Genomic DNA, 26,160 nt, shown 5'->3' on the forward strand with positions numbered 1-26,160 from the left:
GCGGTCCCGGCCGGCCGGCGACGGGTCCGCGTACGCCCGCACAACGGCTTGCCGGGGGCTTGCGCGGTGCCCCGCGGCGGCCTCTCGGCGGCCTGGCGGAGCCCCGTGCGGCGGCCCGGGCGGAGCCTGCCGGCGGGGGCGGCGCGGGTGGTGTCCCTCACGGTAGTGGAAGGTTGACAGCCCGAAGCGCTGGATGCCCGTGTGAGCCTCTTTGAGCCCCTGCCCGGATATGGGGAGTCGGAAGGTGGAGGTTCAGGGCGGCACATGCGGACTCAGGTACCGGCAAACCCCCATTCATGTCAGTGGTACCGGTAGACTGGAGTAAATCCCGCCCGTTCGCGGGATCACGCATACAACGCAGATCGACGCGGCCGCTCCGCCGGTGCACCAGCTGGTCCGGAGTACGGGCTGCGCTGTGCCAGAAAGGGCGCTTCGTGGCCGATTCCGGCGACTCCAACGAGAAGAATTACGACGCCAGTGCGATCCAGGTCCTCGAGGGCCTGGACGCGGTCCGCAAGCGGCCGGGTATGTACATCGGCTCGACCGGTGAGCGCGGTCTGCACCACCTCGTCTACGAGGTCGTCGACAACTCGGTCGACGAGGCGCTGGCGGGCCACGCGGACACCATCGACGTGACGATCCTCGCCGACGGCGGGGTGCGCGTGATCGACAACGGCCGCGGCATCCCGGTCGGCATCGTGCCGTCCGAGGGGAAGCCGGCCGTCGAGGTCGTCCTGACGGTCCTGCACGCGGGCGGCAAGTTCGGCGGCGGCGGCTACGCCGTCTCCGGCGGTCTGCACGGCGTCGGCGTCTCCGTCGTGAACGCCCTGTCGACCAAGGTCGCGGTCGAGGTCAAGACGGACGGCTACCGCTGGACCCAGGACTACAAGCTGGGCGTGCCGACGGCCCCGCTGGCCAGGAACGAGGAGACCGACGAGCACGGAACGTCGGTGACGTTCTGGGCTGACGGCGACATCTTCGAGACCACCGAGTACTCCTTCGAGACGCTGTCGCGGCGCTTCCAGGAGATGGCCTTCCTCAACAAGGGCCTGACCCTGACGCTGACCGACGAGCGCGAGTCGGCGAAGGCCACGGCGGGCGCCGACGACCCGGAAGCGGACGCGGCCGAGCCCCAGGCGCGCACGGTGAAGTACCACTACGAGGGCGGCATCGTCGACTTCGTGAAGTACCTCAACTCGCGCAAGGGCGAGCTGATCCACCCGACCGTCATCGACATCGAGGCCGAGGACAAGGAGCGGATGCTCTCGGTCGAGATCGCGATGCAGTGGAACTCGCAGTACACGGAGGGCGTGTACTCCTTCGCGAACACGATCCACACGCACGAGGGCGGTACGCACGAGGAGGGCTTCCGTGCGGCGCTGACGGGCCTGGTCAACCGGTACGCGCGGGACAAGAAGCTGCTGCGCGAGAAGGACGACAACCTCGCGGGCGAAGACATCCGCGAGGGTCTGACGGCGATCATCTCCGTCAAGCTGGGCGAGCCCCAGTTCGAGGGCCAGACGAAGACCAAGCTGGGCAACACGGAGGCCAAGACCTTCGTGCAGAAGGTCGTCCACGAGCACCTGAACGACTGGTTCGACCGCAACCCGGTCGAGGCCGCGGACATCGTCCGCAAGTCGATCCAGGCGGCCACGGCGCGCGTCGCGGCCCGCAAGGCCCGCGACCTGACCCGCCGCAAGGGGCTGCTGGAGAGCGCCTCCCTGCCGGGCAAGCTGTCCGACTGCCAGTCGAACGACCCGACCAAGTGCGAGATCTTCATCGTCGAGGGTGACTCCGCCGGCGGCAGCGCGAAGTCCGGCCGCAACCCGATGTACCAGGCGATCCTGCCCATCCGCGGCAAGATCCTGAACGTCGAGAAGGCCCGGATCGACAAGATCCTCCAGAACACCGAGGTCCAGGCGCTGATCAGCGCCTTCGGCACGGGTGTGCACGAGGACTTCGACATCGAGAAGCTCCGCTATCACAAGATCATCCTGATGGCGGACGCCGACGTCGACGGCCAGCACATCAACACCCTGCTGCTGACCTTCCTGTTCCGCTTCATGCGGCCGCTGGTCGAGGCGGGTCACGTGTACCTGTCCCGCCCGCCGCTGTACAAGATCAAGTGGGGCCGCGACGACTTCGAGTACGCGTACTCGGACCGTGAGCGCGACGCCCTGGTCGAGCTCGGCAAGCAGAACGGCAAGCGGATCCGGGAGGACTCGATCCAGCGCTTCAAGGGTCTGGGCGAAATGAACGCCGAGGAGCTGCGCGTCACCACCATGGACGTGGACCACCGCGTGCTCGGCCAGGTCACCCTGGACGACGCGGCGCAGGCCGACGACCTGTTCTCGGTGCTGATGGGTGAGGACGTCGAGGCGCGGCGCTCCTTCATCCAGCGCAACGCCAAGGACGTTCGCTTCCTCGACATCTGAGTCGGCTCAGCTGACCGCCTGAAAGGATTTCTGACCAGCAATGGCCGACGAAACCACCCCCACCGCAGAGAATCCCGCGGAGGAGCAGCCCGTGCTGCGCATCGAGCCCGTCGGGCTCGAGACGGAGATGCAGCGCTCCTACCTCGACTACGCGATGTCCGTCATCGTCTCGCGTGCGCTGCCCGACGTGCGGGACGGCCTCAAGCCGGTCCACCGCCGTGTGCTGTACGCGATGTACGACGGCGGCTACCGGCCCGAGAAGGGCTTCTACAAGTGCGCCCGCGTCGTCGGTGACGTCATGGGCACCTACCACCCGCACGGTGACTCCTCGATCTACGACGCCCTGGTCCGCCTGGCCCAGCCGTGGTCGATGCGCATGCCGCTGGTGGACAGCAACGGCAACTTCGGCTCCCCGGGCAACGACCCGGCGGCCGCCATGCGCTACACCGAGTGCAAGCTGATGCCGCTGGCCATGGAGATGCTCCGGGACATCGACGAGGAGACCGTCGACTTCACGGACAACTACGACGGCCGCAACCAGGAGCCGACGGTCCTGCCGGCGCGCTTCCCGAACCTGCTGGTCAACGGCTCGGCCGGTATCGCGGTCGGCATGGCCACCAACATCCCGCCGCACAACCTGCGCGAGGTCGCGGCCGGCGCCCAGTGGGCGCTGGAGCACCCCGAGGCCACGCACGAGGAGCTGCTCGACGCGCTCCTGGAGCGGATCAAGGGCCCGGACTTCCCCTCCGGTGCGCTGGTCGTGGGCCGCAAGGGCATCGAGGAGGCGTACCGGACCGGGCGCGGCTCCATCACGATGCGCGCGGTGGTCGAGGTCGAGGAGATCCAGAACCGCCAGTGCCTGGTGGTGACGGAGCTTCCGTACCAGACCAACCCCGACAACCTCGCGCAGAAGATCGCGGACCTGGTGAAGGACGGGAAGATCGGCGGCATCGCCGACGTGCGCGACGAGACCTCGTCGCGCACCGGCCAGCGCCTGGTGATCGTCCTCAAGCGCGACGCCGTCGCCAAGGTCGTGCTGAACAACCTGTACAAGCACACCGACCTGCAGACGAACTTCGGCGCGAACATGCTGGCGCTGGTGGACGGGGTGCCGCGCACCCTGTCGATCGACGCGTTCATCCGCCACTGGGTGCAGCACCAGATCGAGGTCATCGTCCGACGCACGCGCTTCCGTCTGCGCAAGGCGGAGGAGCGGGCCCACATCCTGCGCGGCCTGCTCAAGGCGCTGGACGCGATCGACGAGGTCATCGCCCTCATCCGGCGCAGCAACACGGTCGAGATCGCGCGCGAGGGCCTGATGGGCCTTCTGGAGATCGACGAGATCCAGGCCAACGCGATCCTCGAGATGCAGCTGCGCCGCCTGGCGGCCCTGGAGCGGCAGAAGATCGTCGCCGAGCACGACGAGCTCCAGGCGAAGATCAACGAGTACAACGCGATCCTGGCCTCGCCGGAGAAGCAGCGCTCGATCGTGAGCGAGGAGCTCGCGGCGATCGTCGAGAAGTACGGCGACGACCGGCGTTCCAAGCTGGTGCCCTTCGACGGGGACATGTCCATCGAGGACCTGATCGCCGAAGAGGACATCGTCGTCACCATCACGCACGGCGGCTACGTCAAGCGCACCAAGACCGAGGACTACCGCTCGCAGAAGCGCGGCGGCAAGGGCGTGCGCGGCACGAAGCTGAAGCAGGACGACCTGGTCGACCACTTCTTCGTCTCCACCACGCACCACTGGCTGCTGTTCTTCACGAACAAGGGCCGCGTCTACCGGTCCAAGGCGTACGAGCTCCCGGACGCCGGCCGTGACGCGCGCGGGCAGCACGTGGCGAACCTGATGGCCTTCCAGCCGGACGAGAAGATCGCCCAGGTGCTCGCGATCCGCGACTACGAGGCGGCGCCCTACCTGATCCTGGCCACCAAGGGCGGCCTGGTGAAGAAGACGGCGCTCAAGGACTACGACTCCCCCCGCTCGGGCGGCGTCATCGCCATCAACCTCCGGGAGACCGGTGCCGACGGCACCGACGGCACCGCCGACGAGCTGATCGGCGCGGAGCTGGTGTCCGCCGAGGACGACCTGCTGCTCATCAGCAAGAAGGCCCAGTCGATCCGCTTCACGGCGACCGACGAGGCCCTGCGTCCGATGGGCCGTGCCACCTCGGGCGTGAAGGGCATGAGCTTCCGCGAGGGTGACGAACTGCTCTCCATGAGCGTTGTCCGGCCGGGTACCTTCGTCTTCACCGCCACCGACGGCGGCTACGCGAAGCGGACGGCGGTGGACGAGTACCGAGTCCAGGGCCGTGGCGGTCTGGGCATCAAGGCGGCGAAGATCGTAGAGGACCGCGGTTCGCTGGTCGGCGCGCTGGTGGTCGACGAGACGGATGAGATCCTCGCCATCACGCTCGGCGGTGGTGTGATCCGTACGCGCGTCAACGAAGTCAGGGAGACCGGCCGTGACACCATGGGCGTCCAGCTGATCAATCTGGGCAAGCGCGATGCCGTGGTGGGCATCGCCCGCAACGCCGAGGCCGGTCAGGAAGCTGACGAGGTCGACGAGATCGAGTCGGAGATCGAGTCGGAGATCGACGCCGCGGCGGCCGACGCACCGGCCGCCGGGGTGGCCGAGGGCACGGAGCCCTCGGCCGGGGAGCACGAGGAGTAAGTCGTGAGTGGAGCCACGGGCGCCGGACCGGCCAAGACTGGAGCGAACGGTGCCCGTGGCCCCGCCGCGGACTCCCAGGGGGGAACCGTGACGGACACCCGAGAACCGGAACCCAAGCCGAAGGCGCAGGACAAGACGCAGGACAAGGCCATGGCCACGGACCAGGCGCAGGAAAAGGCCAAGGACCAGCCGAAGAAGCAGCAGCCCCAGAAGGCCCCGCAGGCCTACGCGGCGCCCTCGGGCCCGGGTGCGCAGCGCGGGGCCGCCCAGGCGGTCCGTACGGCCCCCAGGACCCGCAAGGCGCGGCTACGGGTGGCGAAGGCCGACCCGTGGTCGGTGATGAAGGTCAGCTTCCTGCTCTCCATCGCCCTGGGCCTGTGCACCGTCGTCGCGGCGGCGGTGCTGTGGATGGTCATGGACGCCATGGGCATCTTCTCGACCGTCGGCGGCACCATCAGCGAGGCGACCGGCTCGAACGAGGGCAACGGGTTCGACCTCCAGTCGTTCCTGTCGCTGCCGCGCGTGCTGATCTTCACGTCGGTGATCGCGGTGATCGACGTGGTGCTGATGACGGCGCTCGCGACGCTGGGTTCCTTCATCTACAACCTGTCGGCGGGCTTCGTGGGCGGCGTGGAGCTCACGCTGGCCGAGGACGAATGACCCGCTGACTGACCTGCGGCGAAGGCCGCGGGGAGCGGATTTTGGCTCGACCGCGTCTGTGCGCTAATCTTCAGGAGTCAGCGCGCAGCGCGGATGGGGCTATAGCTCAGTTGGTTAGAGCGCATCCCTGATAAGGATGAGGCCACAGGTTCAAATCCTGTTAGCCCCACAGAGTCGAAGACCCCCAGGCCAAGGCCTGGGGGTCTTCGTCGTTGGGCCGTCAGGGGGAGTCCCAGGTAACCGATCGGTATCGGTCGGTGTGTATTGTTGGCCGCCAGAAGTCCCCAACGTCTACGAAAGACGAGGTCGCGCCGTGAAGAAGCTGCTCCTGGTCGCACTGGCCGCCATCGGCGGGCTCCTCGTGTACCGCCAGATCCAGGCGGACCGCGCCGAGCAGGACCTGTGGACGGAGGCAACTGACTCCGTGCCCTCTGGTTCCGGTGTGTGAGCCCCACGATTGATTCCATGAAGCCCCGGCCGCCGCTGCTGCCGGGGCTTCATGCTGTTCCGGGGGCGTCCCGCGGATCCGCTCCCGGGAGAAGTTCAATTACGCAAAGATGTGACTTGCTGTAGCAAATTCGGGGTGGGTGTGATGGTTCGGGTACGGCGGACGCGGCGGGCGCCGCTGGCCGGGGCGGCGGCCCTGGGGCTGGCGGCCTGGCTGGTGTGGCTGCCGGGGACGGCGTACGCGGTGCCGGCTGCCGGACCTGCTGCCGGACCTGCTGCCGGACCGTCAGGCGGGCCTTCCACCGGGCCTTCCCGGTCCGGGCGGGCGTTGCCGGAGTACCGGCCCGCGGCGGGTGCCGAACCGGTCCGGGGCACGCCCTCGACGGCGGACGCCCCGCTCCTTGACACCGGCACGTTCTACGAGGACGCCCTCGCCCCGGGCGAGCGCTTCTACCGGCTCGGCCTGGACGACGCCTCCACCGTGTACGTCTCCGCCGTGCTGCACCCGCCCGCCGGGGCGAAGGCCGGCTACGGCGACGACCTCCAGGTCGAGATCATGACCAGCGCCGGCCGGGCCTGCCCGCCCGGCCCCGGCCGGGCCTCCTTCGGCTACGACGCGGTGCCGCTCGGCGCGGTCGGCCAGCGACGGCTGGCGGAGGACGCCGAGTGCCAGGGCGCGGGCACGTACTACGCGAAGGTCACCCGGAGCGCGGGCAAGGACTCCGACCGGGCGGGATGGCCGGTGGAGCTCCTCGCCATGCGAGAGCCGGCCCCGGCCGCCGGCACCGCCCCCACCGCCGCGCCCAGCGTCCGGCCCTCGGCCTCCCCGGCCCTGCCGGGCGCGGACCCGGTGCCGCGTACCGGAGGAACCGGCTTCAACGACGCGCGCGCCCTGGACTCCGGGGTCTGGCGCGACGACCTGCGCCCCGGGCAGACCCGGTTCTACCGGGTGCCGCTGGACTGGGGGCAGCAGCTGGGGGTCGGCGCCGAGATCGCCAAGGCGCGGATGACCAAGGACTACGGCTCCGCCTCCAACGGGCTCACCGTCTCGCTGTACAGCCCGTACCGGGGACTCGTGGAGTCCGGGGACACCTCGTACGACGGCAGGCAGGCGGCCGTGACGCTGCCGAAGACCGCTCCGGTGGCGTACGGGAACCGCTTCTCCGACGTGGCCGCGGTACGGCCCCTGGGGCTCGCCGGGTGGTACTACGTCGCCGTCACCCTGGGCGGGAAGGTCGCGGAGTTCACCGAGGACGCGACCCCGGTGCCGCTCACGCTGCGGCTGGCCGTGACCGGCGGTCCGGTCGGGGCGCCGGTCTACGGGGAGAGCCTGACGGCCGCCGGCTTCGGGGTCGGCCCGGCCGACCGGGCCGCCGCGAAGGAGGGGCTCACCGCCCCCGAGGCGGCGGCCGCCCGGGACGCCACCTCGGCGATGCGGGTCGTGGCCGGGGCCGGTTTCGGCACGGGGACGGTGCTGCTGCTCGTGCTCGGGGGCTGGATCCTGCTGGCCCGGCGCGGCGGAGCCCGCACGGCCTAGAGCTGCGTCAGCGCCCAGACGCCGACCGCGAAGCACAGCAGGGCCGCCGTAAGGAGGCCGGCGGTGACCTTCGCCGGGGGCGGTGCGATCCCGCCGGAGCGGGCCGGGGAGGACGCGGGCGGTGCGGCGGCCGGGGGCGCGGTCGGCGCGGTCGGCGCGGCGGCCGGGGCCGGGGGCGCGGGGGACGGGAGCGGCGGAGTCGCGGCGGGTGGCGCCAGGTGGAAACCGCTCGTGCCCTCGGCCCCCTCCGCCCCGTACGCGGCCGGTGGCGGTCCGAAACCCGCCGGGGCCGCGGGAGCGGCCGTCACGGGCCCCTGGGGGCCGAAACCGGCCGGAAGCGGCCCGAGTTGGTCGAACACCTCCACCGGGTCCTCCTCGGCGGCGGGCTCGGGCAGCAACTGGGCGGCCTCGGCAAGGGCCTTGCGCGCCCCCGTGGCGGTCCGGAAGCGGCTGTCCGGGTCGGGGTGCAGGAGGTTCGAGATCACGCCCCACAGCGGCGCGGGGACGCCTTCGGGGGCGTCGGGGATGCCGTGCTCCCGCCAATGCTCCACCAGCGACTGGGAGTCGGGCTTGCGGCCCCGCAGCAGGTACAGGGCGACCAGGCCGACGGCGAAGAGGTCGGCGGGGAAGTCGGGCTCGGCGCCCCGCAGTTGCTCGGGCGCGAAATAGCCGGGCGTGCCGACGACGTAGTCCGTCTCCGTGAGCCGGGGCTCGCCCTTGCGCATGGCGATGCCGAAGTCGGACAGCCGCAGGTGCGGCCGCCCGGTTCCAGTGGCCTCCATCAGGATGTTCGCCGGTTTGATGTCGCGGTGGACGACGCCCTCCGCGTGCACCGCCGCCAGCCCCGACAGGAGCTGGTCGAGCAGGACGCACACGAACCGCGGCGGCAGCGGCCCGTAGTCACCGATCACATGGGCGAGGGAGCCGCCCGCGACGAGGTCCATGGTGAACAGGACCTTGTCGTCGTCCGCCGCCCAGCTGGCCGGCGCGAGGACGTGGGGGTGGTCGATGCGCAGGGCCTGCTCGCGCACGAACCGCAGGAGCATGTGCGCATCGCCCTGGAGGAGGACCTTGGCGGCGACGTACCGGCGGCGGCGCTGGTCCCAGGCCCGCCAGACGGCGCCGGCGCCGCCGCGCCCGATCGGATCGACCAGCTCGTACCGGCCGGCGAAGACCTCACCCATCGCTGCGCCCGTCCCCCGTCAACCCGTGTGTGTCAGTTCTGGTGGGCCTCGTAGTGGGACACCGCCTCGGAGGTGCGGCCCGCCCCGTAGACCCGGAGGAACTCTGCCAGTTCGGGGTGGGTGGGTGCGAGCGTGTCCGCCGCCTCGATGATGTCGCCGGCCGCGGCGACCGAGCGCAGCAGCGACTGGATCTCGCGGACGACCCGCTTGACGGTGGGGGCCCCCGAACCGGTGCTGGTCTGCCCGCTGTTGCTGAGGACGGAGCCGCCCTGGGTGTGCTTGATCTCGTCCATCCGGTCGGTGGCCTCGGCGGCGCTGACGCTGCCGTCGGCCACCTGGCCCGCGAGGTCCTGGAGGGCCTGGACCCGCTGGACCACGGCCGGGTTGCCGATCTTGGCGCGCTGTCCGCTCATCAGCTGGGACAGCATCGGCGCCGAAAGCCCGAGCACGGCAGCGAGGCGGGCCTGGTTGAGACCGAGGTCATCTATGAGCCGCCGGAACAGTGCGCCGAGCGGCTCCCCGTACCAACTGCGCTGGAGTTCCCGGGCTCTGGCCGTGGCCTCCTGCTGTACTGCGTCCACTCTTCCTACTCCCCTTCGCTGGTGCGAACCTCGCGAGCATCTTACGGAGCGTGGTCGCGGGGCGGGAGTCCCCATCATTTTGCGGGATGCGGGGGTGCACCGGGTACTCTGTCCTGCGGAACGGACACTCTCTTCCCGGGGAGGTCCGCGTCCGGTTGCTCGGGGCCTTAGCTCAGTTGGTAGAGCGCTGCCTTTGCAAGGCAGATGTCAGGAGTTCGAATCTCCTAGGCTCCACTTCAAGAAGACCCCCTGACCAGCGTGAATGCCGGTCAGGGGGTCTTTTGCGTACGCGCGCTCCGGCTCCGGGGCGCGGTGTCAGCGCGTGCGCGCGGGGCGCGGGAGGGCGGCCGCGAGGGCGGTGGCGGCCAGCAGGAGGGCGGCGCCGACGGCGAAGGCCAGCTGGTAACCGGAGGTGAGGGCCTCGGGCCGGGCACGGCCGGCGGCGGTCAGGGCCTCGGTGCGCGAGGCGGCCAGGGTGGAGAGGACGGCCACGCCGAGGGCCATGCCGATCTGCTGGGTGGTGTTGAACAGGCCCGACGCCAGCCCGGCGTCGCGCTCGCCGGCTCCCGACATCCCCAGACCGGTGAGCGCGGGCAGGGCCAGGCCGAAGCCCGAGGCCAGCAGCATCACGGGCAGCAGGTCGGTGAGGTAGTCGGCGCGCACCGGGAGGCGGGTCAGCAGGGCGAGACCGGCGACCAGCAGGGCGAGGCCGGTGAGCAGGACGCCCCGCTCGCCGAAGCGGGCGATCAGCTTCGCCGCCCCGCCGAGGGAGACGCCGCCGATGGCCAGCGCGGCCGGCAGCATCGCGAGGCCGGTCTCCGCCGCCCCGTAGCCCTGGACCTGCTGGAGGTAGAGGGCGACGAGGACCTGGAAGGAGAACAGCGCGGCCACCATCAGCATCTGGACCAGGTTCGCGGCGGCCACGGTGCGCGAGCGGAGGATCCGCAGGGGCATCAGCGGGGCGCGGGCCTTGGTCTGGCGCAGCAGGAAGGCGGCGACCAGGACCAGGGAGAGCGCCCCGAGGCCGAGGGTGTGCGCGGAGGCCCAGCCGTGCTCCTCGACGCGTACGACGGCGTAGATGCCCGTCATGAGGGCGGCGGTGACGAGTACCGCACCCGGTACGTCGGCCCCCGCGCGCAGTCCCAGACCCCGGTCGGCGGGGAGCGCGGGCAGGGCGGCCAGCAGGGTGGCGATCCCGATGGGCAGGTTGATGAAGAAGATCCAGTGCCAGTCCAGGGCATCGGTGAGGACGCCGCCCAGCACCTGTCCGAGGGAGGCTCCGGCCGCTCCGGTGAAGGAGAAGACGGCGATCGCCCTGGCGCATTCGCGGGGCTGGTCGAAGAGGGTGACCAGGATCCCGAGGCCGACGGCGGAGGCCATGGCGCTGCCCACGCCCTGGAGGAAGCGGGCCGCGATGAGCAGGGCGGGGGAGCCGGCGAATCCGGCGAGCAGCGAGGCGGCCGTGAAGACGGCGGTGCCCGCGAGGAACATCCGCTTGCGGCCGATGAGGTCGCCGAGCCGGCCGGCGAGCAGGAGCAGGCTGCCGAAGGCGATCAGGTAGGCGTTGACGACCCAGCTGAGGTCGGCGGGGGTGAAGCCGAGGTCGTCCTGGATGGCCGGCATGGCCACGGTGACGATGCTGCCGTCGAGGACGGTCATCAGCATGTCGGTGGAGAGCACGGCGAGGGCGGTCCGGCGCGGGCGCGGCGGCCGCGGCCGGCCGTCCCGGGCGGTCGGGGCGGGGGTTTCCGTAACGGCGGTGGTCATGGGTCTCTCCGGTCGTCGGCGGGCCTCGGTGAGCCGTTGGCGGGCAAGTGGTGCGACCGTAGCAGATAGTTTTGTTGCAGACTATTTTTTTCGGATCGAGTTGCTAGGCTGGGCCCATGACCGCGATGGGATCCACCCGGACCGAGCCCGACCTGTCCTTCCTCCTGGACCGCACCAGCCATGTCCTGCGCACCCGCATGGCCGCCGCCCTCGGCGGGATCGGACTGACCGCCCGGATGCACTGCGTCCTGGTGCACGCGCAGGAGGAGGAGCGCACGCAGGCCCAGCTCGCCGAGATCGGCGACATGGACAAGACGACGATGGTGGTGACGGTCGACGCCCTGGAGAAGACCGGACTGGCCGAGCGCCGGCCCTCCACCAAGGACCGGCGAGCCCGCGTCATCGCGGTCACCGAGAAGGGGGCCGCCCTGTCGCTGGAGAGCCGGCGGATCGTCGACCAGGTCCACGCCGACGCCCTCGCCGACCTCACCGAAGAGGACCGCGCGTGTCTGCTGCGGGTCCTCGGCCGCCTCGCGCAGGGGCCGCTGGGCGTGCCCGCCGAGAGCCCCCGCCCGGCCCGCCGGGCCCGGCAGCGGTAGCCGGCGGGGCGGGGTCCCCCGTACGGACCGGTCGCGGGGCCGAACGGCCGAGGGTGACCGACAGTGGGGTGAGGCCATGAGGCCAGGGGGCAACAGCACGCCGGAGGCGCACGCAATGGGACTCTTCGATTTCCTGAAGTCGGACAAGAAGAAGGAACACGAGGCCGCCGAGAAGGCGAAACGGCAGACGGAGCGGCCGGGGCCGAAGACCGGCTCCGACGCGGGCTCCAAGTACGCGGACTCCTACTCGGACGCCGCGTCCGCGACCAGGGCGGCCGCCGAGCGGATGGCCGCCGCCGCTCCGCCCAAGGCGCCGCCCGCGGCGTCCAAGCCGACGGCGCCCGCCACCCCGAGCCCCGCCTCGGCCGCGCACAAGGCGGTGCCGGTTCCCCCGAAGGCGGTTCCCCCGAAGCCGGTGCAGCCGAAATCCGTGCCCGCCAAGCCCGCGCCGGCCGCCAAGAAGCGCACGTACACCGTCAAGCCGGGCGACTCCCTCTCCGCGATCGCCCGCCACGAGCTCGGCAACGAGGCCCGCTGGCGCGAGCTGTACGCCATGAACCGGGGCGTGGTCGGCTCCAACCCGGACCTCATCCGCCCCGGGATGGTGCTGACCCTGCCCGGTTAGGCCGTGGTGTTGGCCTCACAGCGGCCGCCACGAAACGAAGGGGCCCGGATCCGTCGAGCGGATCCGGGCCCCTTGTGCCGCGCGGGCGGACGTCAGGCGTTCTTGCCGCCGTTCGCCTCGCGCTCCTTCTCCGCCAGCTCCTTCTCCGCCAGCTCCTCGTCGAGGCCGGCCGGCGCCGCGTCCTGAGCCGACAGCTCGGTGGCCGCCGGAGGTTCCACCAGCCAGTCCGGGCTCGACTGCTGGTCCCACCACTTCCACGCCGCGAAGGCGCCGCCCGCCAGCAGCCCGACCAGCGCGGCACCCTTGACCCACCGGCCGCACCGCGCCCGGCGTTCGTGCCGCCGCACCAGGCGCCGCACCTCCTTCGCCGACACCTGCCCGCGCAGCGCCGCGAGCGCCGCCGTCGAGCGGGACGCGGCCTCCTCGGCCACCGGCCGGCTCGCCGCGATCGCGCTCTCGATCCGGGGCGCCGTGTAGTCGGCCGCCTGGCGCGCGGCGACGCGCGTGTGGTGGACGGCCTTCACCGCGGCCCGGTCCACGTTCGGGGGTACGTGCGTGCGCGCCGCCTGCATCCTCGGATGGAGGTGGCTGTCGTACGCCGCGCGCGCGTGCATCGAGGCCTGGCCGGCCGCGTGCGAGACCTTCGGCGCCAGTCGCTCGTTCGCCTCCTGGGCGTAGTGCGCGGCCGCGTCCATGGCGGTTCCCGCGTACGGCGCCACCACTTCCGCTGCGTACTTCACGGCGTCCCTGGCGTTCTCGGCGGCCAGGCGCACGCTGTCCTTGCGGGTCACGGGATCCTCCTCCTCGGTGGCGGACACAGTTCACCTTTCCACCCTTTGTCGGATCATGCCTGTCACCGCGCTGCCGACGCATGCGTGACAGGGCATACGGGTGGAGGATTTCCGTGGCGTTCTGCCCTCCGTGGGAGGATCGGGCCGACAGTGATGACTAGGGAAGGCAGACCCGTGGCCGAGAAGCTCTACGCCACCCTGAAGACCAACCACGGCGACATCGAGATCGAGCTGCTGGAGAACTTCGCTCCCAAGACGGTCCGGAACTTCGTGGAGCTCGCCACGGGCGCGCGTGAGTGGACCCGTCCCACCGACGGCCAGAAGACCACCGCCCCGCTCTACGACGGCACCGTCTTCCACCGCGTCATCAGCGGCTTCATGATCCAGGGCGGTGACCCGCTCGGCAACGGCACGGGCGGTCCCGGCTACCAGTTCGCCGACGAGTTCCACCCGGACCTGGCCTTCACCAAGCCCTACCTGCTGGCCATGGCCAACGCCGGCCCGGGCACGAACGGCTCGCAGTTCTTCATCACGGTCGCCCCCACGGCCTGGCTGACCCGCAAGCACACCATCTTCGGCGAGGTCAGCGACGCGGCCAGCCGCAAGGTCGTGGACGCCATCGCCTCCGGCGCCACCAACCCGCGCACCGAGCGGCCGCTCGACGACGTGATCATCCAGTCGGTCTCGGTCGAGCGCCGCTGACCCGCGGGGCGGCGGGGCGGGAACCTTTGGGCCCCGCCCGTCCGTAGTCGATGTGTACTGGACCGGCGGGGCGCAGGCCCCGCCCGCCGCCGACCGAGGGGACCGATGGACACCGACCGTCTGCCGGGCTGCTACCGCCACCCGGACCGCGACACGGGCATCAGCTGCACCCGCTGCGAGCGGCCCATCTGCCCGGAGTGCATGATCAGCGCCTCGGTGGGCTTCCAGTGCCCCGAGTGCGTCAGGGGCGGCTCCGGGACCGGGCACTCCCCGGCGGCCAACGCCCCGCGCACGGTCGCGGGCGGGCTGGTGACCGCCGATCCCCAGCTCGTCACCAAGATCCTCATCGGGATCAACGCGGCGGTGTTCCTCGCCGTACTGGCGGTGCCGGGGCTGGCGGTGCGGCTGGAGCTGCTCGGCCGCTACGTCGAGTACTTCGGGGCGCCCGTCGAAGGGATCTCCACAGGGCAGTACCACCGGCTGCTGACCTCGGTGTTCCTGCACGTCGAGTGGTGGCACGTCTTCGGCAACATGCTCGCCCTGTGGGTGATCGGCGGGCCGCTGGAAGCGGCCCTGGGCCGCGCCCGCTACCTCGCGCTCTACCTGCTGTCGGGGCTGGGCGGCAGCGCCCTCGTCTACCTGCTGACCGCGCCGAACACCCCCACTCTCGGGGCCTCCGGCGCCGTCTGCGGCCTGCTCGGCGCCACCGTCGTGCTCGCCCGCCGACTCCGCTACGAGCTGCGGCCGGTGCTGGTGACGCTCGGGCTCATGCTGTTCGTGACCTTCGCGCCCATCGGCCTGTCCGTGTCGTGGCAGGCGCACATCGGCGGCCTGGTGACCGGCGCACTGGTCGCCCTGGGGCTGCTCGTGCCCGCCGCGGGGCGCGGGCGGGCACTCGTCCAGACGGCGACCTGTGCGGCGGTGTTCCTGCTGGCCGTGGCGCTCGTGGTCGTCCGGACGGCTGCACTCACCTGATCACACCGGCGTCAACTCTCCACAGAGTTATCCACAGATCTTCTGCCTTTTCCTCAGGTGTGGATGACGCTGTGGATAACTCATGGGGAGAGCTTGCGCCGAGCTGCGCCGGTATGGTGCGTGGCGCTACTTCCACTGGGTGGAGACACCGAAACCGGCCGCGATGAATCCGAAGCCGACCACGATGTTCCAGTTGCCCAGCGCCTCCACCGGCAGCTGGGTGTCGGTCACGTAGAAGACCACGATCCACGCGAGACCGATGAGGAAGAAGGCCAGCATGACCGGGGCGACCCAGCTGCGGTTGGTCAGCCTGATCGCCTGCGCCTGCTTCGCCGGCGGCGGCGTGTAGTCGTCCTTCTTGCGGATACGTGACTTCGGCACGAGGGGCTCTCCTGTCGATGCGCTGGGGGACCTTGCCTGCCCCGGGCGTCCGTTAGCGTAGTGGACCTCTGGCGTTGAAGGAGAAGGGTACGTTGCGCGATTCCGACGACTCCTCCACGGGTGCCCCCCGCCGCCGGGCCAGGCCGGCCCGGCTGCTGACGGCCGCCGTCTTCGCCCTCGCCGGGCTCATCTTCGTCACCAGCTTCAACACTTCCAAGGGTACGAACATCCGCACGGATGCCTCCCTCCTGAAGCTGTCCGACCTCATCCACGAGCGCAGCGCCAAGAACGCCGAGCTGGAGAAGAGCGCCGCCGGCGCCCGCGCCCAGGTGGACGCCCTCGCCGAGCGCGACAACGGCAGCACCAAGGCCGAGGAGGCCAGGCTCGCCGCCCTGCGCGCCGCCTCGGGCACCGAGGAGCTCACCGGCAGGGGCCTGACCGTCACCCTCAACGACGCGCCGCCCAACGCCACCGCGCGCGTCCCCGGTGTCCCCGAACCACAGCCCAACGACCTGGTGATCCACCAGCAGGACCTCCAGGCCGTGGTCAACGCCCTGTGGCTGGGCGGCGCCGGCGGCATCGAGGTGATGGGGCAGCGGCTGATCGCCACCAGCGCGGTCCGCTGCGTCGGCAACACCCTGATCCTCCAAGGCCGCGTGTACTCGCCCCCCTACAAGATCTCCGCCGTCGGCGACCCGGGCGCGCTGCGCAAGGCCCTCGCCGCCTCCCCCGCCATCCAGAACTACCAGCTGTACGTCAACGCGTACGGGCTCGGCTGGAAGGTGGACGAGGAGAAGAGGCTGACACTGCCCGGCTACTCGGGCACAGTGGACCTCCACTATGCGAAGCCGCTGGAGTCCGCCGCGTCCTGACGTCGTACTGCGCCTGGTGGTACGGACGGTCAGCGAGGTGTGCCTGACGGCCGGGACGCTGATCGTGCTGTTCGTGGCGTACGTCCTGCTGTGGACCGGCGTCAAGGCCGACCGCGCCGCGCAGGCCGAGCGGGACCGGCTGCACGACCGCTGGGCGGCGTCCGCCCCGGCCGCCGCCCCCGCCCCGGCACCGGGTTCGGCTCCCGATTCGGCTCCCGATGCGGCTGCGGGTTCGGCGGGGCCCCCGGCAGGGCAGGAACCGGCGCCCTACCCGCCCGGCCGCGCCTTCGCCGAGCTGTACGTCCCCCGCTTCGGCAAGGACTGGAGCAGGCCCGTCCTGGAGGGAACCGACCCCGAACCGCTGAAGAAGGGCCTGGGCCACTACACCGGCTCGGCCCGCCCCGGCGGCGACGGCAACTTCGCGGTGGCCGGGCACCGGCGCACCTACGGAGACCCCTTCAAGGACGTCCCCCAGCTGCGCCCCGGGGACACCGTGACCGTCCGGGACGCCACCGGCTGGTACACGTACACCGTCCGGGCCGCACCGCTGCGCATCCTGCCCACCGAGACCGGGGTGGTCGCCCCGGTGCCGCGCCGCTCCCCCTTCGCCACCCCCGGCAAGTACCTCACCCTGACCACCTGCGAACCCGAGTGGGGCCACAGCCACCGGCTGGTCGTCTGGGCGGAGCTCACCGGCACCCGGGCCGCGGGCCCCGCCGGAAAGGGGTGATTGCCCCGCTGACCCCCGCCGCGGGCCCCAGGCCCTTAGGCTGTTGCGGTACCGCCCCCGCGGTACGAGGAACCAACGTGGACGACGAAGGAAACAGACGGAATGTACGGCTGGATCTGGCGGCATCTGCCGGGCAACGCGTGGGTGCGCGCGCTGATCTCTCTCGTACTGGTCCTGGCGGTGGTGTTCGTGCTGTTCCAGTACGTGTTCCCGTGGGCCGAGCCGCTCCTTCCGTTCAACGACGTGACGGTGGACGAGGGATCGGGAGCCACTCCGTGAGCGCGCGCATTCTGGTTGTCGACAACTACGACAGCTTTGTCTTCAATCTGGTCCAGTACCTCTACCAGCTCGGCGCCGAATGCGAGGTGCTGCGCAACGACGAGGTGGAGCTCGCGCACGCCCAGGACGGCTTCGACGGCGTCCTCCTCTCGCCCGGGCCCGGTACCCCGGAAGAGGCGGGCGTCTGCGTGGACATGGTCCGGCACTGCGCCGACACGGGCGTCCCCGTCTTCGGCGTCTGCCTCGGCATGCAGTCCATGGCGGTCGCGTACGGGGGCGTGGTGGACCGCGCGCCCGAGCTGCTCCACGGCAAGACCTCGCCCGTGGTCCACGAGGGACTCGGCGTCTTCGCCGGACTGCCGTCGCCCTTCACCGCGACCCGCTACCACTCCCTCGCGGCCGAGCCGGGGACCCTGCCCGACGTGCTGGAGGTGACCGCGCGCACCGAGGACGGGATCATCATGGGCCTGCGGCACCGGGAGCACGATGTGGAGGGCGTCCAGTTCCACCCCGAGTCGGTGCTGACCGAGTGGGGGCACCGGATGCTCGCGAACTGGCTGGTGCGCTGCGGTGACGCCGGCGCCGTCGAGCGGTCGGTGGGGCTGGCCCCGGTGGTGGGCAAGGCCGTCGCGTGACGGCGGTCGCGCCGTCCGTGCCCAGCGAGGGCCGGGCCGCGCGGCGCAAGGCAGCGCAGGAGGCCGCGAAGCGCTCGCACGCACGCGCCCGCAGGCGCGGCGGGAGCGGCCGGGGCCGCAGGCGCGCCCGTCCGCGCTCCGGCGGTCCGGTGGTGGTGCTCAGCAGGGCCGCCGGCGAGCTGTTCATCACCGCCGGGGTGGTGATGCTGCTCTTCGTCACCTACCAGCTCTGGTACACGAACGTCCTGGCGGAGCGGGCGGCGGACGGTGCCGCGGGCTCGCTCGAGCAGACCTGGGAGCGCCCGCCGGGAACGGGCGGGCCGCCCCCGGCGACCGCCTTCGAGCCCGGCCAGGGCTTCGCGATCATGCACATCCCGAAGCTGGACCTCAAGGTGCCGGTGGCCGAGGGGATCAGCAAGGCGAAGGTCCTCGACAAGGGGATGGTCGGGCACTACGGCGAGGGTGCGCTGAAGACGGCGATGCCCTCCGACCGGCAGGGCAACTTCGCGGTCGCCGGACACCGCAACACCCACGGGGAACCGTTCCGCTACATCAACCAGCTGGTTCCGGGGGACGCGATCGTCGTGGAGACCCGGGACGCCTACTACACCTACCAGGTGACCTCCGCGCTGCCGCAGACCTCCCCGGCCAACGTGGCGGTGATCAAGCCGGTGCCGGAGGGCTCCGGATTCACCGAACCGGGCCGGTACATCACGCTGACGACCTGCACCCCGGAGTTCACCAGCACCTACCGGTTGATCGTATGGGGCAGGATGGCCGATGAACGCCCCCGAAACCAGGGCGCCCCGCCCGCGCTGACCAGCCCGTAAGGACGAACCCGCAGTGTCTCGTGCCCGTCGCCGCTCCGCAAAGCAGCCCGCCGACCGCAGTGTGGTCGCCGGGGCCCTGAGTCTGCTGGGGGAGCTCCTGATCACGGGAGGCCTGGTCCTGGGCCTGTTCGTGGCGTACTCGCTCTGGTGGACCAACGTCCTCGCCGACCGGCAGGCCTCCGCGCGCGGCGACGAGATCCGCCAGCGCTGGCAGAGCCCCGCGCCCTCGGCGAGCGCCCCCGCCCGGCCGGGTGCCCTGAACACCGAGGACGGGATCGGCTTCCTGCACGTACCGGCGATGAAGAACGGCGAGGTGCTGGTCAAGGAGGGCACGGCACCGGACGTCCTGAACGACGGCGTGGCCGGGTACTACACGGAGCCGGTGAAGTCCGGGCTGCCCTGGGACGCCGAGGGCAATTTCGCGCTGGCCGCGCACCGCGACGGGCACGGGGCGAAGTTCCACAACATCGACAAGGTGAAGAACGGCGACTCGATCGTCTTCGAGACCAAGGACACCTGGTACGTCTACAAGGTCTTCGCCGAGCTGGCCCAGACCTCGAAGTACAACACCGGCGTGATCAACCCGGTCCCGAAGGAGTCGGGCAAGACCTCCCCGGGCCGCTACATCACCCTGACGACCTGCACGCCGGTCTACACCTCGAAGTACCGGTACATCGTCTGGGGCGAGCTCGTGCGGGCGGAGAAGGTCGACGAGAAGCGCACCAAGCCGGCCGAACTGCGCTGATCCACCAGGCTGTTTCACGTGAAACAGCCTGTCGCGGTGGCCGGGCGGGTAACCCGGCGCCCTAGCGGCGGTTGCCGCCGGTCAGGCCTCCGAAGAGGCCTCCGCCGTCCTGCTGGCCGCCGTCCTGCGGTTTGGCGGTGCGGACGTTGATCACCGTGCCGCCAGGCACCTGGCTGCCGACGGGCGGGTTGGAGTCGATGACCACCGCGTTGTCGTCGGTGGACCCCGCCAGGACCGCGCCGAAGACCAGGTTGTTCGCCTGGAGCGTCAGCTTGGCCTGGGCCACCGTCTGCCCCGTGAGCGGGGGCACCACCGTCGGCGCCGCCGAGGCGGCCTTGGAGATGCTGACGTTGACCGGGGTGTCCTTGGCGAGCTCGATGCCGGGCTGGTACTGCTGCGCGACGACCGTCTGGGGCGGGGCTCCCGGGGAGTCCACCTCAGTGGTGCTGCCGAGCTTCAGCTTGGCGTCCGAGAGCGCCTTGGCCGCGGCCGCCTTGTTCATGCCCTTGAGGTCGGGGACGACGCCCTTGGCGACTTCCTTGGCGACCTGGAGGGTGATCACCGAGCCCTGCTCCGCCTGGCTGCCGCTCTTGGGGTTCTGGTCCACCACGGTGCCGGGGGAGGCGTTGTCGTTCTCGACGAGCTTCTTCTCGACCTGGAACTTCTTACCCTTGAGCGTCGACTCGGCGTCCTCGAACTTCAGACGCAGGACATCGGGGACCGCGACCTTGGGGGCGCCCGTGGACACCTTCACCTTGATCGTGGTGCCCTTGTCGACCTTGGTGTCGGGGGCCGGGTTCTGCGAGCAGACGTTGCCCTTGGGCTGGTCCGCGCAGGGTTCCTCGCCCTCCTTCTCCACCGGGAGGCCCATGTTCTTGCCGCTGCCCTGCGCCTGCTCGAAGGTCTGGCCGACGAGCTTGGGCACGGCCGGGCGGTTGTCGGCGGTCTCGCTGAAGAGGGTCCGGCCGATCAGGATCGCGCCGACCAGGACGAGGACGGCGGCCAGGGCCAGCAGGATCGTCGAGGCGCGGCTCTTCTTCTGCTGGCGGCGGCCGTGACCCTGGTCGTAGCCGCCGTGGCCCTGGTTGTCGTACCCGTAGCCGCCGTCGCCGCCCCCGGGGGGCATCGGCGGCATCATCGAGGTCTGGCCGGCGTCCGGGGAACGCAGGGCGGTGGTGGGCTGGTCGTAGCCCTGGTGTCCGTAGCCGCCCTGGTCCGGGTAGCCGTAGCCGGCGGCGCCCATGGCGGCGGTCGCGGCGACGGGCTGGCCCTCGAGGCAGGCCTCGATGTCGGCCCGCATCTCGTCCGCGGACTGGTAACGGTAGTCCGGGTCCTTGACCAGGGCCTTGAGGACGATGGCGTCCATCACCGGCGTGATCTCGGGGTCGAAGTTCGACGGCGGCTGGGGCTCCTCGCGTACGTGCTGGTACGCGACGGCCACCGGGGAGTCGCCGACGAACGGGGGCCGGACGCACAGCAGCTCGTAGAGCAGGCAGCCGGCGGAGTAGAGGTCGGAGCGCGCGTCGACCTGCTCGCCCTTGGCCTGCTCCGGGGAGAGGTACTGGGCGGTGCCGATGACCGCGGCCGTCTGCGTCATGGTCATGCCGGAGTCGCCCATGGCCCGGGCGATGCCGAAGTCCATGACCTTGACCTGGCCCGTGCGCGTGAGCATCACGTTGGCGGGCTTGATGTCGCGGTGGACGATGCCGGCGCGGTGCGAGTACTCGAGGGCCTGGAGGATGCCGATGCACATCTCGAGGGTGCGCTCGGGGAGCAGCTTGCGGCCGGAGTGCAGCAGCTCGCGCAGGGTCGAGCCGTCGACGTACTCCATCACGATGTACGGGATGGAGATGTTGTCGACGTAGTCCTCGCCCGTGTCGTAGACGGCGACGATCGCGGGGTGGTTCAGCGACGCGGCCGACTGGGCCTCGCGGCGGAACCGGGCCTGGAAGGACGGGTCGCGGGCGAGGTCGGCACGCAGGGTCTTGACGGCTACGGTACGGCCGAGCCGGGTGTCGTGACCGAGGTAGACCTCGGCCATGCCACCACGGCCGAGCACGTGGCTCAGCTCGTACCGGCCGCCGAGGCGACGCGGCTCTTCCATAACGTTGCAGCCCTCTCCGTCAGTCCCGACCGCACCGGCGTGCGGTCCGGCGGTGTGCTGTTCGCGGCAAGGCTACCGGCCGATCGTCGGTGATCGGTTCGTGACCACAGGCTGATATCGGACCGGTACCGAGCGCTCGGATCCTGTCTCGGCTTCTCATCCCTTGCTCTTCAGGACGGCTTCCATGACGGCCCTGGCGACCGGCGCGGCCAGGCCGCCGCCGCTGATGTCCTCACGGTCGGCGCTGCTGTCCTCGATCACGACGGCCACGGCCACCGGGGAGGTGCCGTCGGGGAGCTCGGCGTAGGAGATGAACCAGGCGTAGGGGCGCTTGGCGTTCTTCTCTCCGTGCTGGGCGGTACCGGTCTTCCCGCCCACCTTGACGTTCTTGATCTGAGCCTTGGTTCCGGTGCCGTTCTCCACGACGTTGACCATCATCTGCTGGACCTTCTGCGCGGTCGCGGCGCTGAGGGGCCGGCTCATCTCCGACGGCTCGTGCTTCTCGATCGTGTCGAGGTTGGGCGCGGTCAGCTCGTCCACCATGTACGGCTTCATCAGCTTGCCGTCGTTGGCGATAGCGGCGGTGACCATGGCCATCTGGAGCGGGGTGGCGGCCGTGTTGAACTGGCCGATGGAGCTCTGCGCGTTGCCGTCCCGGCCCATGGTCTTGTCGTAGACGCTGGCGAAGGCGCGGACCGGGGTGTCGATCTTGTCGTTGTTGAAGCCGAACTTCTGGGCCGTGTCGACCATCTTGTCGCGGCCGACCTTGTCGCCGAGGTTCGCGAAGACCGAGTTGCAGGAGACCTGGAGGGCGAAGTTCAGCGTCGCCTTCTCGCAGCCGGTCGCGTGGTTGACCATCGGGGTCCGCGTGCCGGGCAGGATGTACGGCTCGGGGGTGTCCGTGGGGGCGTTGATGTCGGTGACGACGCCGTGCTCCAGCGCGGCGGCGGCCGTGACCACCTTGAAGGTGGAGCCCGGCGGGTACGTCTCGCGCAGGGCGCGGTTGACGAGCTTCTTGTCCTCGGAGTCCTTCAGCTCGACCCAGGCCTTCTCGTCGGCCTTGGAGTTGCCGGCGAAGCTGGACGGGTCGTACGAGGGGGTGCTGACCAGGGCCAGGATGGCGCCGGTGCGCGGGTCGATCGCGGCGACGGCCCCCTTCTTGCTGCCGAGCTGGTCGAAGGCGGCCTTCTGGGCGGCGGCGTTCAGGGTGGTGATGACGTTGCCGCCCTGTTTCTTCTCACCCGTGAACATGCCGATGGTGCGGTCGAAGAAGAGCCGGTCGTCGTTGCCGGTGAGGATGCCGTCGTCCAGCGACTCCAGCTGCGTGGAGCCGAAGGCCTGCGAGGCGTAGCCGGTGACGGGTGCCCACAGCGGGCCGTCGGTGTAGGTCCGCTTGAACTTGTAGTCGCTGCCGTCGGTGACGGCGGAACCGGTGATCGGCTGGCCCTGGACGATGATGTTGCCGCGTTCGGTGGCGTACTGGGCGATCTGGACCCGGCGGTTCTCCTTGCGCGTGCTGAGTTCCTCGGCCTGGACGTACTGCAGCCAGTTGGTCCGGATCAGCAGCGCGAGGACGAGCAGCCCGCAGAACAGCGAGATGCGGCGCAGGGGCTTGTTCATGACGGGCGGACCACCTGGGTCATCTCGGAGTCGGGGGACGGGGCGGGGGCCGGGGCAGGTCGGCGCGCGGTGTCGCTGATCCGGATGAGGATGGCGATGAGCACCCAGTTCGCGAGGACGGAGGAACCGCCGGAGGCGAGGAAGGGCATGGTCATGCCGGTGAGGGGGATGAGGCCCATGACACCGCCCGCGACGACGAAGATCTGGAGGGCGAAGGCACCGGAGAGCCCGATGGCGAACAGCTTGCCGAAGGGGTCGCGGGCGGCGAGGGCGGTGCGCACGCCCCGCTCGATGATCAGGCCGTAGAGCAGGAGGAAGGCCATGACGCCGGTGAGGCCGAGTTCCTCGCCGACGGTCGAGAAGATGAAGTCGGAGTTGGCGGCGAAGCCGATCAGGTCCGAGTTGCCCTGGCCCCAGCCGGTGCCGAGCACCCCGCCGGAACCGAAGCTCATGATCGACTGACCGACCTGCTCGCAGGCACCGGAGGTGCTGTAGCAGGCGAAGGGGTCCAGCCAGGCGGTGACGCGGGCCTTGACGTGGCTGGCCGTGGCGCCGACGACGGTGGCGCCGCCGACCGACATGAGCAGACCGATGACGATCCAGCTGGTCCGCTCGGTGGCCACGTACAGCATGATCACGAACATGCCGAAGAAGAGCAGCGAGGTGCCGAGGTCGTTCTCGAAGACGAGGACGAGCAGGCTCATCGCCCAGATCATCAGGATCGGGCCGAGGTCGCGCCCGCGCGGCAGGTAGAGGCCCATGAAGCGGCGGCTGGCCAGGGCCAGGGCGTCGCGCTTGACCATCAGGTAGCCGGCGAAGAAGATCGCGATGACGATCTTGGCGAACTCACCGGGCTGGATCGAGAAGCCGCCGACGCTGATCCAGATCTTGGCGCCGAAGACGTCCGCGCCGAGGCCCGGGATGACCGGCAGGATCAGCAGGACCAGGGCACCGGCCATCGAGATGTACGTGAACCGCTGGAGCACGCGGTGGTCCTTCAGGACCAGCAGCACGACGGAGAACAGGGCGATGGCGAGCGCCGTGTACATCATCTGGCGCGGCGCGGATTCCGAGAAGTTGCCGAAGCTGCGCTTGGCCAGGTTCTGCAGCCGCTCCGACTGGTCGAGGCGCCAGATCAGGACCACGCCGAGCCCGTTGAGCAGCGTCGCGATCGGCAGCAGCAGCGGGTCGGCGTACTTGGCGTAGCGGCGTACGACGAGGTGGGAGATCCCGGCGAGGACGGCGAAGCCGAGTCCGTAGAGCAGCATGCCCGGGGGCAGCTCGCCGTGGATCGACAGGCCCACGTTCGCGTAGGCGAAGATCGGGATGACCACGGCGAAGGCGAGCAGCAGGAGCTCGGTGTTCCGCCGGCTCGGCGCCTCGATGGCGCCGATGGTGGTCGTGTTGGTGACAACGCTCATGGTGTGGCAGGCCCCCTGTGCCCGCGTATGTCTACTGCTTTTCGCACTGACCGACGACAGCTTGCTCCGCGGGAGTCAGGCTGGGGCCGGGCGTCTGGTTGCCCTGGGCTTCGGAAGCGCGGCGGGCCTCGTCCTGCTTGCAGGCGGAGACCTGGGTTCCGAGCTCTTCGATCTTCTTGCGCGCGCCCTCGAGGCTGTCCTCGCTGATGGTGGCCTCGACCTGCTTGCGCTTGAAGGGCGGCAGGTACTTCAGTTCGATCTCGGGGTGGTCCGTCTCCACCTGCGAGAGGTGGATCCAGGCGAGGTTCTGGCTGATGCCGCGGTACAGCGCGACGTGGTCACCCTTGACGCCGACGTAGTACTGCGTCTGCGTCCAGCGGTGCGCCGCGTAGAGGCCGCCGCCGACGACACCGGCCACGAGCAGCAGGATCAGCGTGCGCGTGGTCCACTTGCGCCCTTTGCCGCGCCGCTTGCGCGGGTGGTCGTACGTGTCCTCGTACGAGCCGTCGGCGTCGTAGGCCTCGGCTTCGCCGAAGCTGCCCAGCGCGCCGCCCTGGCTCTGGTCGGGGTATCCGTAGCCGGTGGCTTCGCCGCTGCCGGGAGGGCCGAAGGCACCGGCGGGCGGCGGGGCCTGGCGGCCGAGGCCAGAGGCGCGGCCGGCCGGGGTCTGCATGGCGTTGCCGTCGAAGAGCTGGTGCTGGTTCTCGGCCACCGCGCCGACGACGACCGGGGTGTCGTTGAGCTGGGCGGCCATGGTGTCGCCGCTGTCGGTGTCGAGGACGTCCGCGACGATGCAGGTGATGTTGTCCGGACCGCCGCCGCGCAGGGCGAGCTGGATCAGGGACTGCACGGTCTCGTGCGGGCCGTGGTAGTCGGCGAGGGTCTCTTCCAGGGTCTGGTGGGAGACCACGCCGGACAGGCCGTCGGAGCAGATCAGGTAGCGGTCGCCGGCCCGGACCTCGCGGATGGAGAGGTCGGGCTCCACGACGTCGCCGCTGCCGAGCGCCCGCATCAGGAGGGAGCGCTGCGGGTGGGTGGTCGCCTCCTCCTCGGTGATCCGTCCCTCGTCGACCAGGCGCTGCACCCAGGTGTGGTCCTGGGTGATCTGCGTGAGGACGCCGTCGCGCAGCAGGTAGGCGCGGGAGTCGCCGACGTGGACCAGGCCGAGGCGCTGGCCGGTCCACAGCAGGGCGGTGAGCGTGGTGCCCATGCCCTCCAGCTGGGCGTCGTCCTCGACCATCACGCGCAGCTGGTCGTTGGCGCGCTGCACGGCGATGCCGAGGGCGGTGAGGATGTCGGAGCCCGGGACGTCGTCGTCGAGCTGGACGAGCGAGGAGATGACCTCGGAGCTGGCGACCTCGCCGGCTGCCTGGCCGCCCATGCCGTCGGCGACGGCGAGGAGCCGGGGACCGGCGTAGCCGGAGTCCTCGTTGCCCTCGCGGATCATCCCCTTGTGCGATCCGGCGGCGAACCGCAGGGACAGACTCATGCGCACCTGCCCTGTCGACGCCTCGGGGTACAACCGGTCTCGAGCCACACTGCCCACCCTCCGGTCGGGAGCGC

General features: G+C 70.7%; 23 protein-coding genes, 2 tRNA genes and 1 pseudogene. 17 read left to right on the plus strand and 9 right to left on the minus strand.

Annotated elements, in window-relative coordinates; genetic code table 11:
• Positions 1-413 precede the first annotated feature (413 nt).
• The 6 genes from gyrB to ACFY7H_RS04265 all read left to right on the plus strand — a co-directional run bounded on the left by gyrB (position 414) and on the right by ACFY7H_RS04265 (position 7,756).
• On the plus strand, positions 414-2,435 hold the full coding sequence (gene gyrB / locus ACFY7H_RS04240; RefSeq protein ID WP_388933699.1) for a DNA topoisomerase (ATP-hydrolyzing) subunit B: 2,022 nt from the start codon (positions 414-416) through the stop codon (positions 2,433-2,435).
• Positions 2,436-2,475: 40 nt separating this feature from the next.
• A complete protein-coding gene (gene gyrA / locus ACFY7H_RS04245; protein ID WP_388932829.1) occupies positions 2,476-5,112 on the plus strand; it encodes a DNA gyrase subunit A in 2,637 nt (878 codons plus the stop codon).
• Positions 5,113-5,115: 3 nt separating this feature from the next.
• Positions 5,116-5,772, plus strand: a complete 657-nt coding sequence (locus tag ACFY7H_RS04250) for a DUF3566 domain-containing protein (protein ID WP_388932832.1) — start codon at positions 5,116-5,118, stop codon at positions 5,770-5,772.
• A gap of 95 nt (positions 5,773-5,867) precedes the next feature.
• A tRNA-Ile gene (locus ACFY7H_RS04255) sits at positions 5,868-5,941 on the plus strand.
• Positions 5,942-6,085: 144 nt separating this feature from the next.
• Positions 6,086-6,220, plus strand: coding sequence for a DLW-39 family protein (locus tag ACFY7H_RS04260; protein ID WP_208809277.1), 135 nt, complete (start codon positions 6,086-6,088; stop codon positions 6,218-6,220).
• Positions 6,221-6,364: 144 nt separating this feature from the next.
• Complete coding sequence (locus tag ACFY7H_RS04265; protein ID WP_388933701.1) at positions 6,365-7,756, plus strand: hypothetical protein; 1,392 nt, start codon at positions 6,365-6,367, stop codon at positions 7,754-7,756.
• Here the strand turns inward: ACFY7H_RS04265 and ACFY7H_RS04270 are convergent.
• Together ACFY7H_RS04270 and ACFY7H_RS04275 are read right to left on the minus strand one after the other, a co-directional pair.
• The gene (locus ACFY7H_RS04270; RefSeq protein ID WP_388932834.1) at positions 7,753-8,940 is read right to left on the minus strand and encodes a serine/threonine-protein kinase; all 1,188 of its coding nucleotides are present in this window, start codon (positions 8,938-8,940) and stop codon (positions 7,753-7,755) included. The genes ACFY7H_RS04265 and ACFY7H_RS04270 overlap by 4 nt on opposite strands.
• Before the next feature lie 32 nt (positions 8,941-8,972).
• Entirely contained in the window at positions 8,973-9,521 is a 549-nt protein-coding gene (locus tag ACFY7H_RS04275) for a DNA-binding protein (RefSeq protein ID WP_362456741.1), read from the minus strand.
• A gap of 161 nt (positions 9,522-9,682) precedes the next feature.
• Here ACFY7H_RS04275 and ACFY7H_RS04280 point away from each other — a divergent pair.
• A tRNA-Ala gene (locus ACFY7H_RS04280) sits at positions 9,683-9,755 on the plus strand.
• Positions 9,756-9,836: 81 nt separating this feature from the next.
• On the opposite strand, the gene ACFY7H_RS04285 is transcribed toward ACFY7H_RS04280, so the two are convergent.
• The gene (locus ACFY7H_RS04285; protein WP_388932838.1) at positions 9,837-11,288 is read right to left on the minus strand and encodes an MFS transporter; all 1,452 of its coding nucleotides are present in this window, start codon (positions 11,286-11,288) and stop codon (positions 9,837-9,839) included.
• A 116-nt stretch (positions 11,289-11,404) separates the two neighbouring features.
• Between ACFY7H_RS04285 and ACFY7H_RS04290 the strand changes: the two genes are divergently transcribed.
• A complete protein-coding gene (locus ACFY7H_RS04290) occupies positions 11,405-11,887 on the plus strand; it encodes a MarR family winged helix-turn-helix transcriptional regulator (protein ID WP_388932841.1) in 483 nt (160 codons plus the stop codon).
• A gap of 115 nt (positions 11,888-12,002) precedes the next feature.
• Positions 12,003-12,512 (plus strand): LysM peptidoglycan-binding domain-containing protein, encoded by a 510-nt coding sequence (locus ACFY7H_RS04295; RefSeq protein WP_388932843.1) that lies wholly within the window; start codon positions 12,003-12,005, stop codon positions 12,510-12,512.
• A gap of 92 nt (positions 12,513-12,604) precedes the next feature.
• Here the strand turns inward: ACFY7H_RS04295 and ACFY7H_RS04300 are convergent, their stop codons facing one another.
• Complete coding sequence (locus ACFY7H_RS04300) at positions 12,605-13,303, minus strand: DUF5324 family protein (protein WP_388932846.1); 699 nt, start codon at positions 13,301-13,303, stop codon at positions 12,605-12,607.
• A gap of 174 nt (positions 13,304-13,477) precedes the next feature.
• Between ACFY7H_RS04300 and ACFY7H_RS04305 the strand changes: the two genes are divergently transcribed.
• Together ACFY7H_RS04305 and ACFY7H_RS04310 are read left to right on the plus strand one after the other, a co-directional pair.
• Positions 13,478-14,005: a peptidylprolyl isomerase gene (locus ACFY7H_RS04305; protein WP_388932849.1), complete on the plus strand. Its 528-nt coding sequence runs from the start codon at positions 13,478-13,480 to the stop codon at positions 14,003-14,005.
• A 105-nt stretch (positions 14,006-14,110) separates the two neighbouring features.
• The gene (locus ACFY7H_RS04310; RefSeq protein WP_388932852.1) at positions 14,111-14,980 is read left to right on the plus strand and encodes a rhomboid family intramembrane serine protease; all 870 of its coding nucleotides are present in this window, start codon (positions 14,111-14,113) and stop codon (positions 14,978-14,980) included.
• Between the two features lie 126 nt (positions 14,981-15,106).
• Here the strand turns inward: ACFY7H_RS04310 and crgA are convergent, their stop codons facing one another.
• A complete protein-coding gene (gene crgA, locus ACFY7H_RS04315) occupies positions 15,107-15,361 on the minus strand; it encodes a cell division protein CrgA (protein WP_388932855.1) in 255 nt (84 codons plus the stop codon).
• A 92-nt stretch (positions 15,362-15,453) separates the two neighbouring features.
• Between crgA and ACFY7H_RS04320 the strand changes: the two genes are divergently transcribed.
• From ACFY7H_RS04320 to ACFY7H_RS04345, 6 genes and pseudogenes are all read left to right on the plus strand, one after another.
• A complete protein-coding gene (locus ACFY7H_RS04320; RefSeq protein WP_388932857.1) occupies positions 15,454-16,233 on the plus strand; it encodes a DUF881 domain-containing protein in 780 nt (259 codons plus the stop codon).
• Complete coding sequence (locus ACFY7H_RS04325; protein WP_388932859.1) at positions 16,202-16,963, plus strand: class E sortase; 762 nt, start codon at positions 16,202-16,204, stop codon at positions 16,961-16,963. The genes ACFY7H_RS04320 and ACFY7H_RS04325 overlap by 32 nt, the downstream gene beginning before the upstream one ends.
• Positions 16,964-17,065: 102 nt before the next feature.
• Complete coding sequence (locus ACFY7H_RS04330) at positions 17,066-17,242, plus strand: hypothetical protein (RefSeq protein WP_030011120.1); 177 nt, start codon at positions 17,066-17,068, stop codon at positions 17,240-17,242.
• Complete coding sequence (locus tag ACFY7H_RS04335) at positions 17,239-17,877, plus strand: aminodeoxychorismate/anthranilate synthase component II (protein WP_388932862.1); 639 nt, start codon at positions 17,239-17,241, stop codon at positions 17,875-17,877. Before ACFY7H_RS04330 ends, ACFY7H_RS04335 begins: the two co-directional genes overlap by 4 nt.
• A 152-nt stretch (positions 17,878-18,029) precedes the next feature.
• Positions 18,030-18,707 (plus strand): annotated as a pseudogene (locus ACFY7H_RS04340) (class E sortase); the annotation flags it as partial.
• A 13-nt stretch (positions 18,708-18,720) separates the two neighbouring features.
• Entirely contained in the window at positions 18,721-19,452 is a 732-nt protein-coding gene (locus tag ACFY7H_RS04345; protein WP_388932864.1) for a class E sortase, read from the plus strand.
• A gap of 61 nt (positions 19,453-19,513) precedes the next feature.
• Here the strand turns inward: ACFY7H_RS04345 and pknB are convergent, their stop codons facing one another.
• From pknB to ACFY7H_RS04365, 4 genes are all read right to left on the minus strand, one after another.
• The gene (pknB, locus tag ACFY7H_RS04350) at positions 19,514-21,556 is read right to left on the minus strand and encodes a Stk1 family PASTA domain-containing Ser/Thr kinase (RefSeq protein WP_388932866.1); all 2,043 of its coding nucleotides are present in this window, start codon (positions 21,554-21,556) and stop codon (positions 19,514-19,516) included.
• 156 nt (positions 21,557-21,712) lie between these two features.
• Positions 21,713-23,176 carry a peptidoglycan D,D-transpeptidase FtsI family protein gene (locus tag ACFY7H_RS04355; protein WP_388932868.1) on the minus strand — a complete coding sequence of 488 codons (1,464 nt, stop codon included), beginning with the start codon at positions 23,174-23,176 and terminating at the stop codon, positions 21,713-21,715.
• Positions 23,173-24,597 carry an FtsW/RodA/SpoVE family cell cycle protein gene (locus tag ACFY7H_RS04360; RefSeq protein WP_388932870.1) on the minus strand — a complete coding sequence of 475 codons (1,425 nt, stop codon included), beginning with the start codon at positions 24,595-24,597 and terminating at the stop codon, positions 23,173-23,175. The genes ACFY7H_RS04355 and ACFY7H_RS04360 overlap by 4 nt, the downstream gene beginning before the upstream one ends.
• Before the next feature lie 31 nt (positions 24,598-24,628).
• Positions 24,629-26,086, minus strand: a complete 1,458-nt coding sequence (locus ACFY7H_RS04365) for a PP2C family protein-serine/threonine phosphatase (RefSeq protein ID WP_388932873.1) — start codon at positions 26,084-26,086, stop codon at positions 24,629-24,631.
• Positions 26,087-26,160: the final 74 nt, after the last annotated feature.

This window comes from Streptomyces sp. NPDC012794, from assembly GCF_042901085.1.
Classification (GTDB): domain Bacteria; phylum Actinomycetota; class Actinomycetes; order Streptomycetales; family Streptomycetaceae; genus Streptomyces.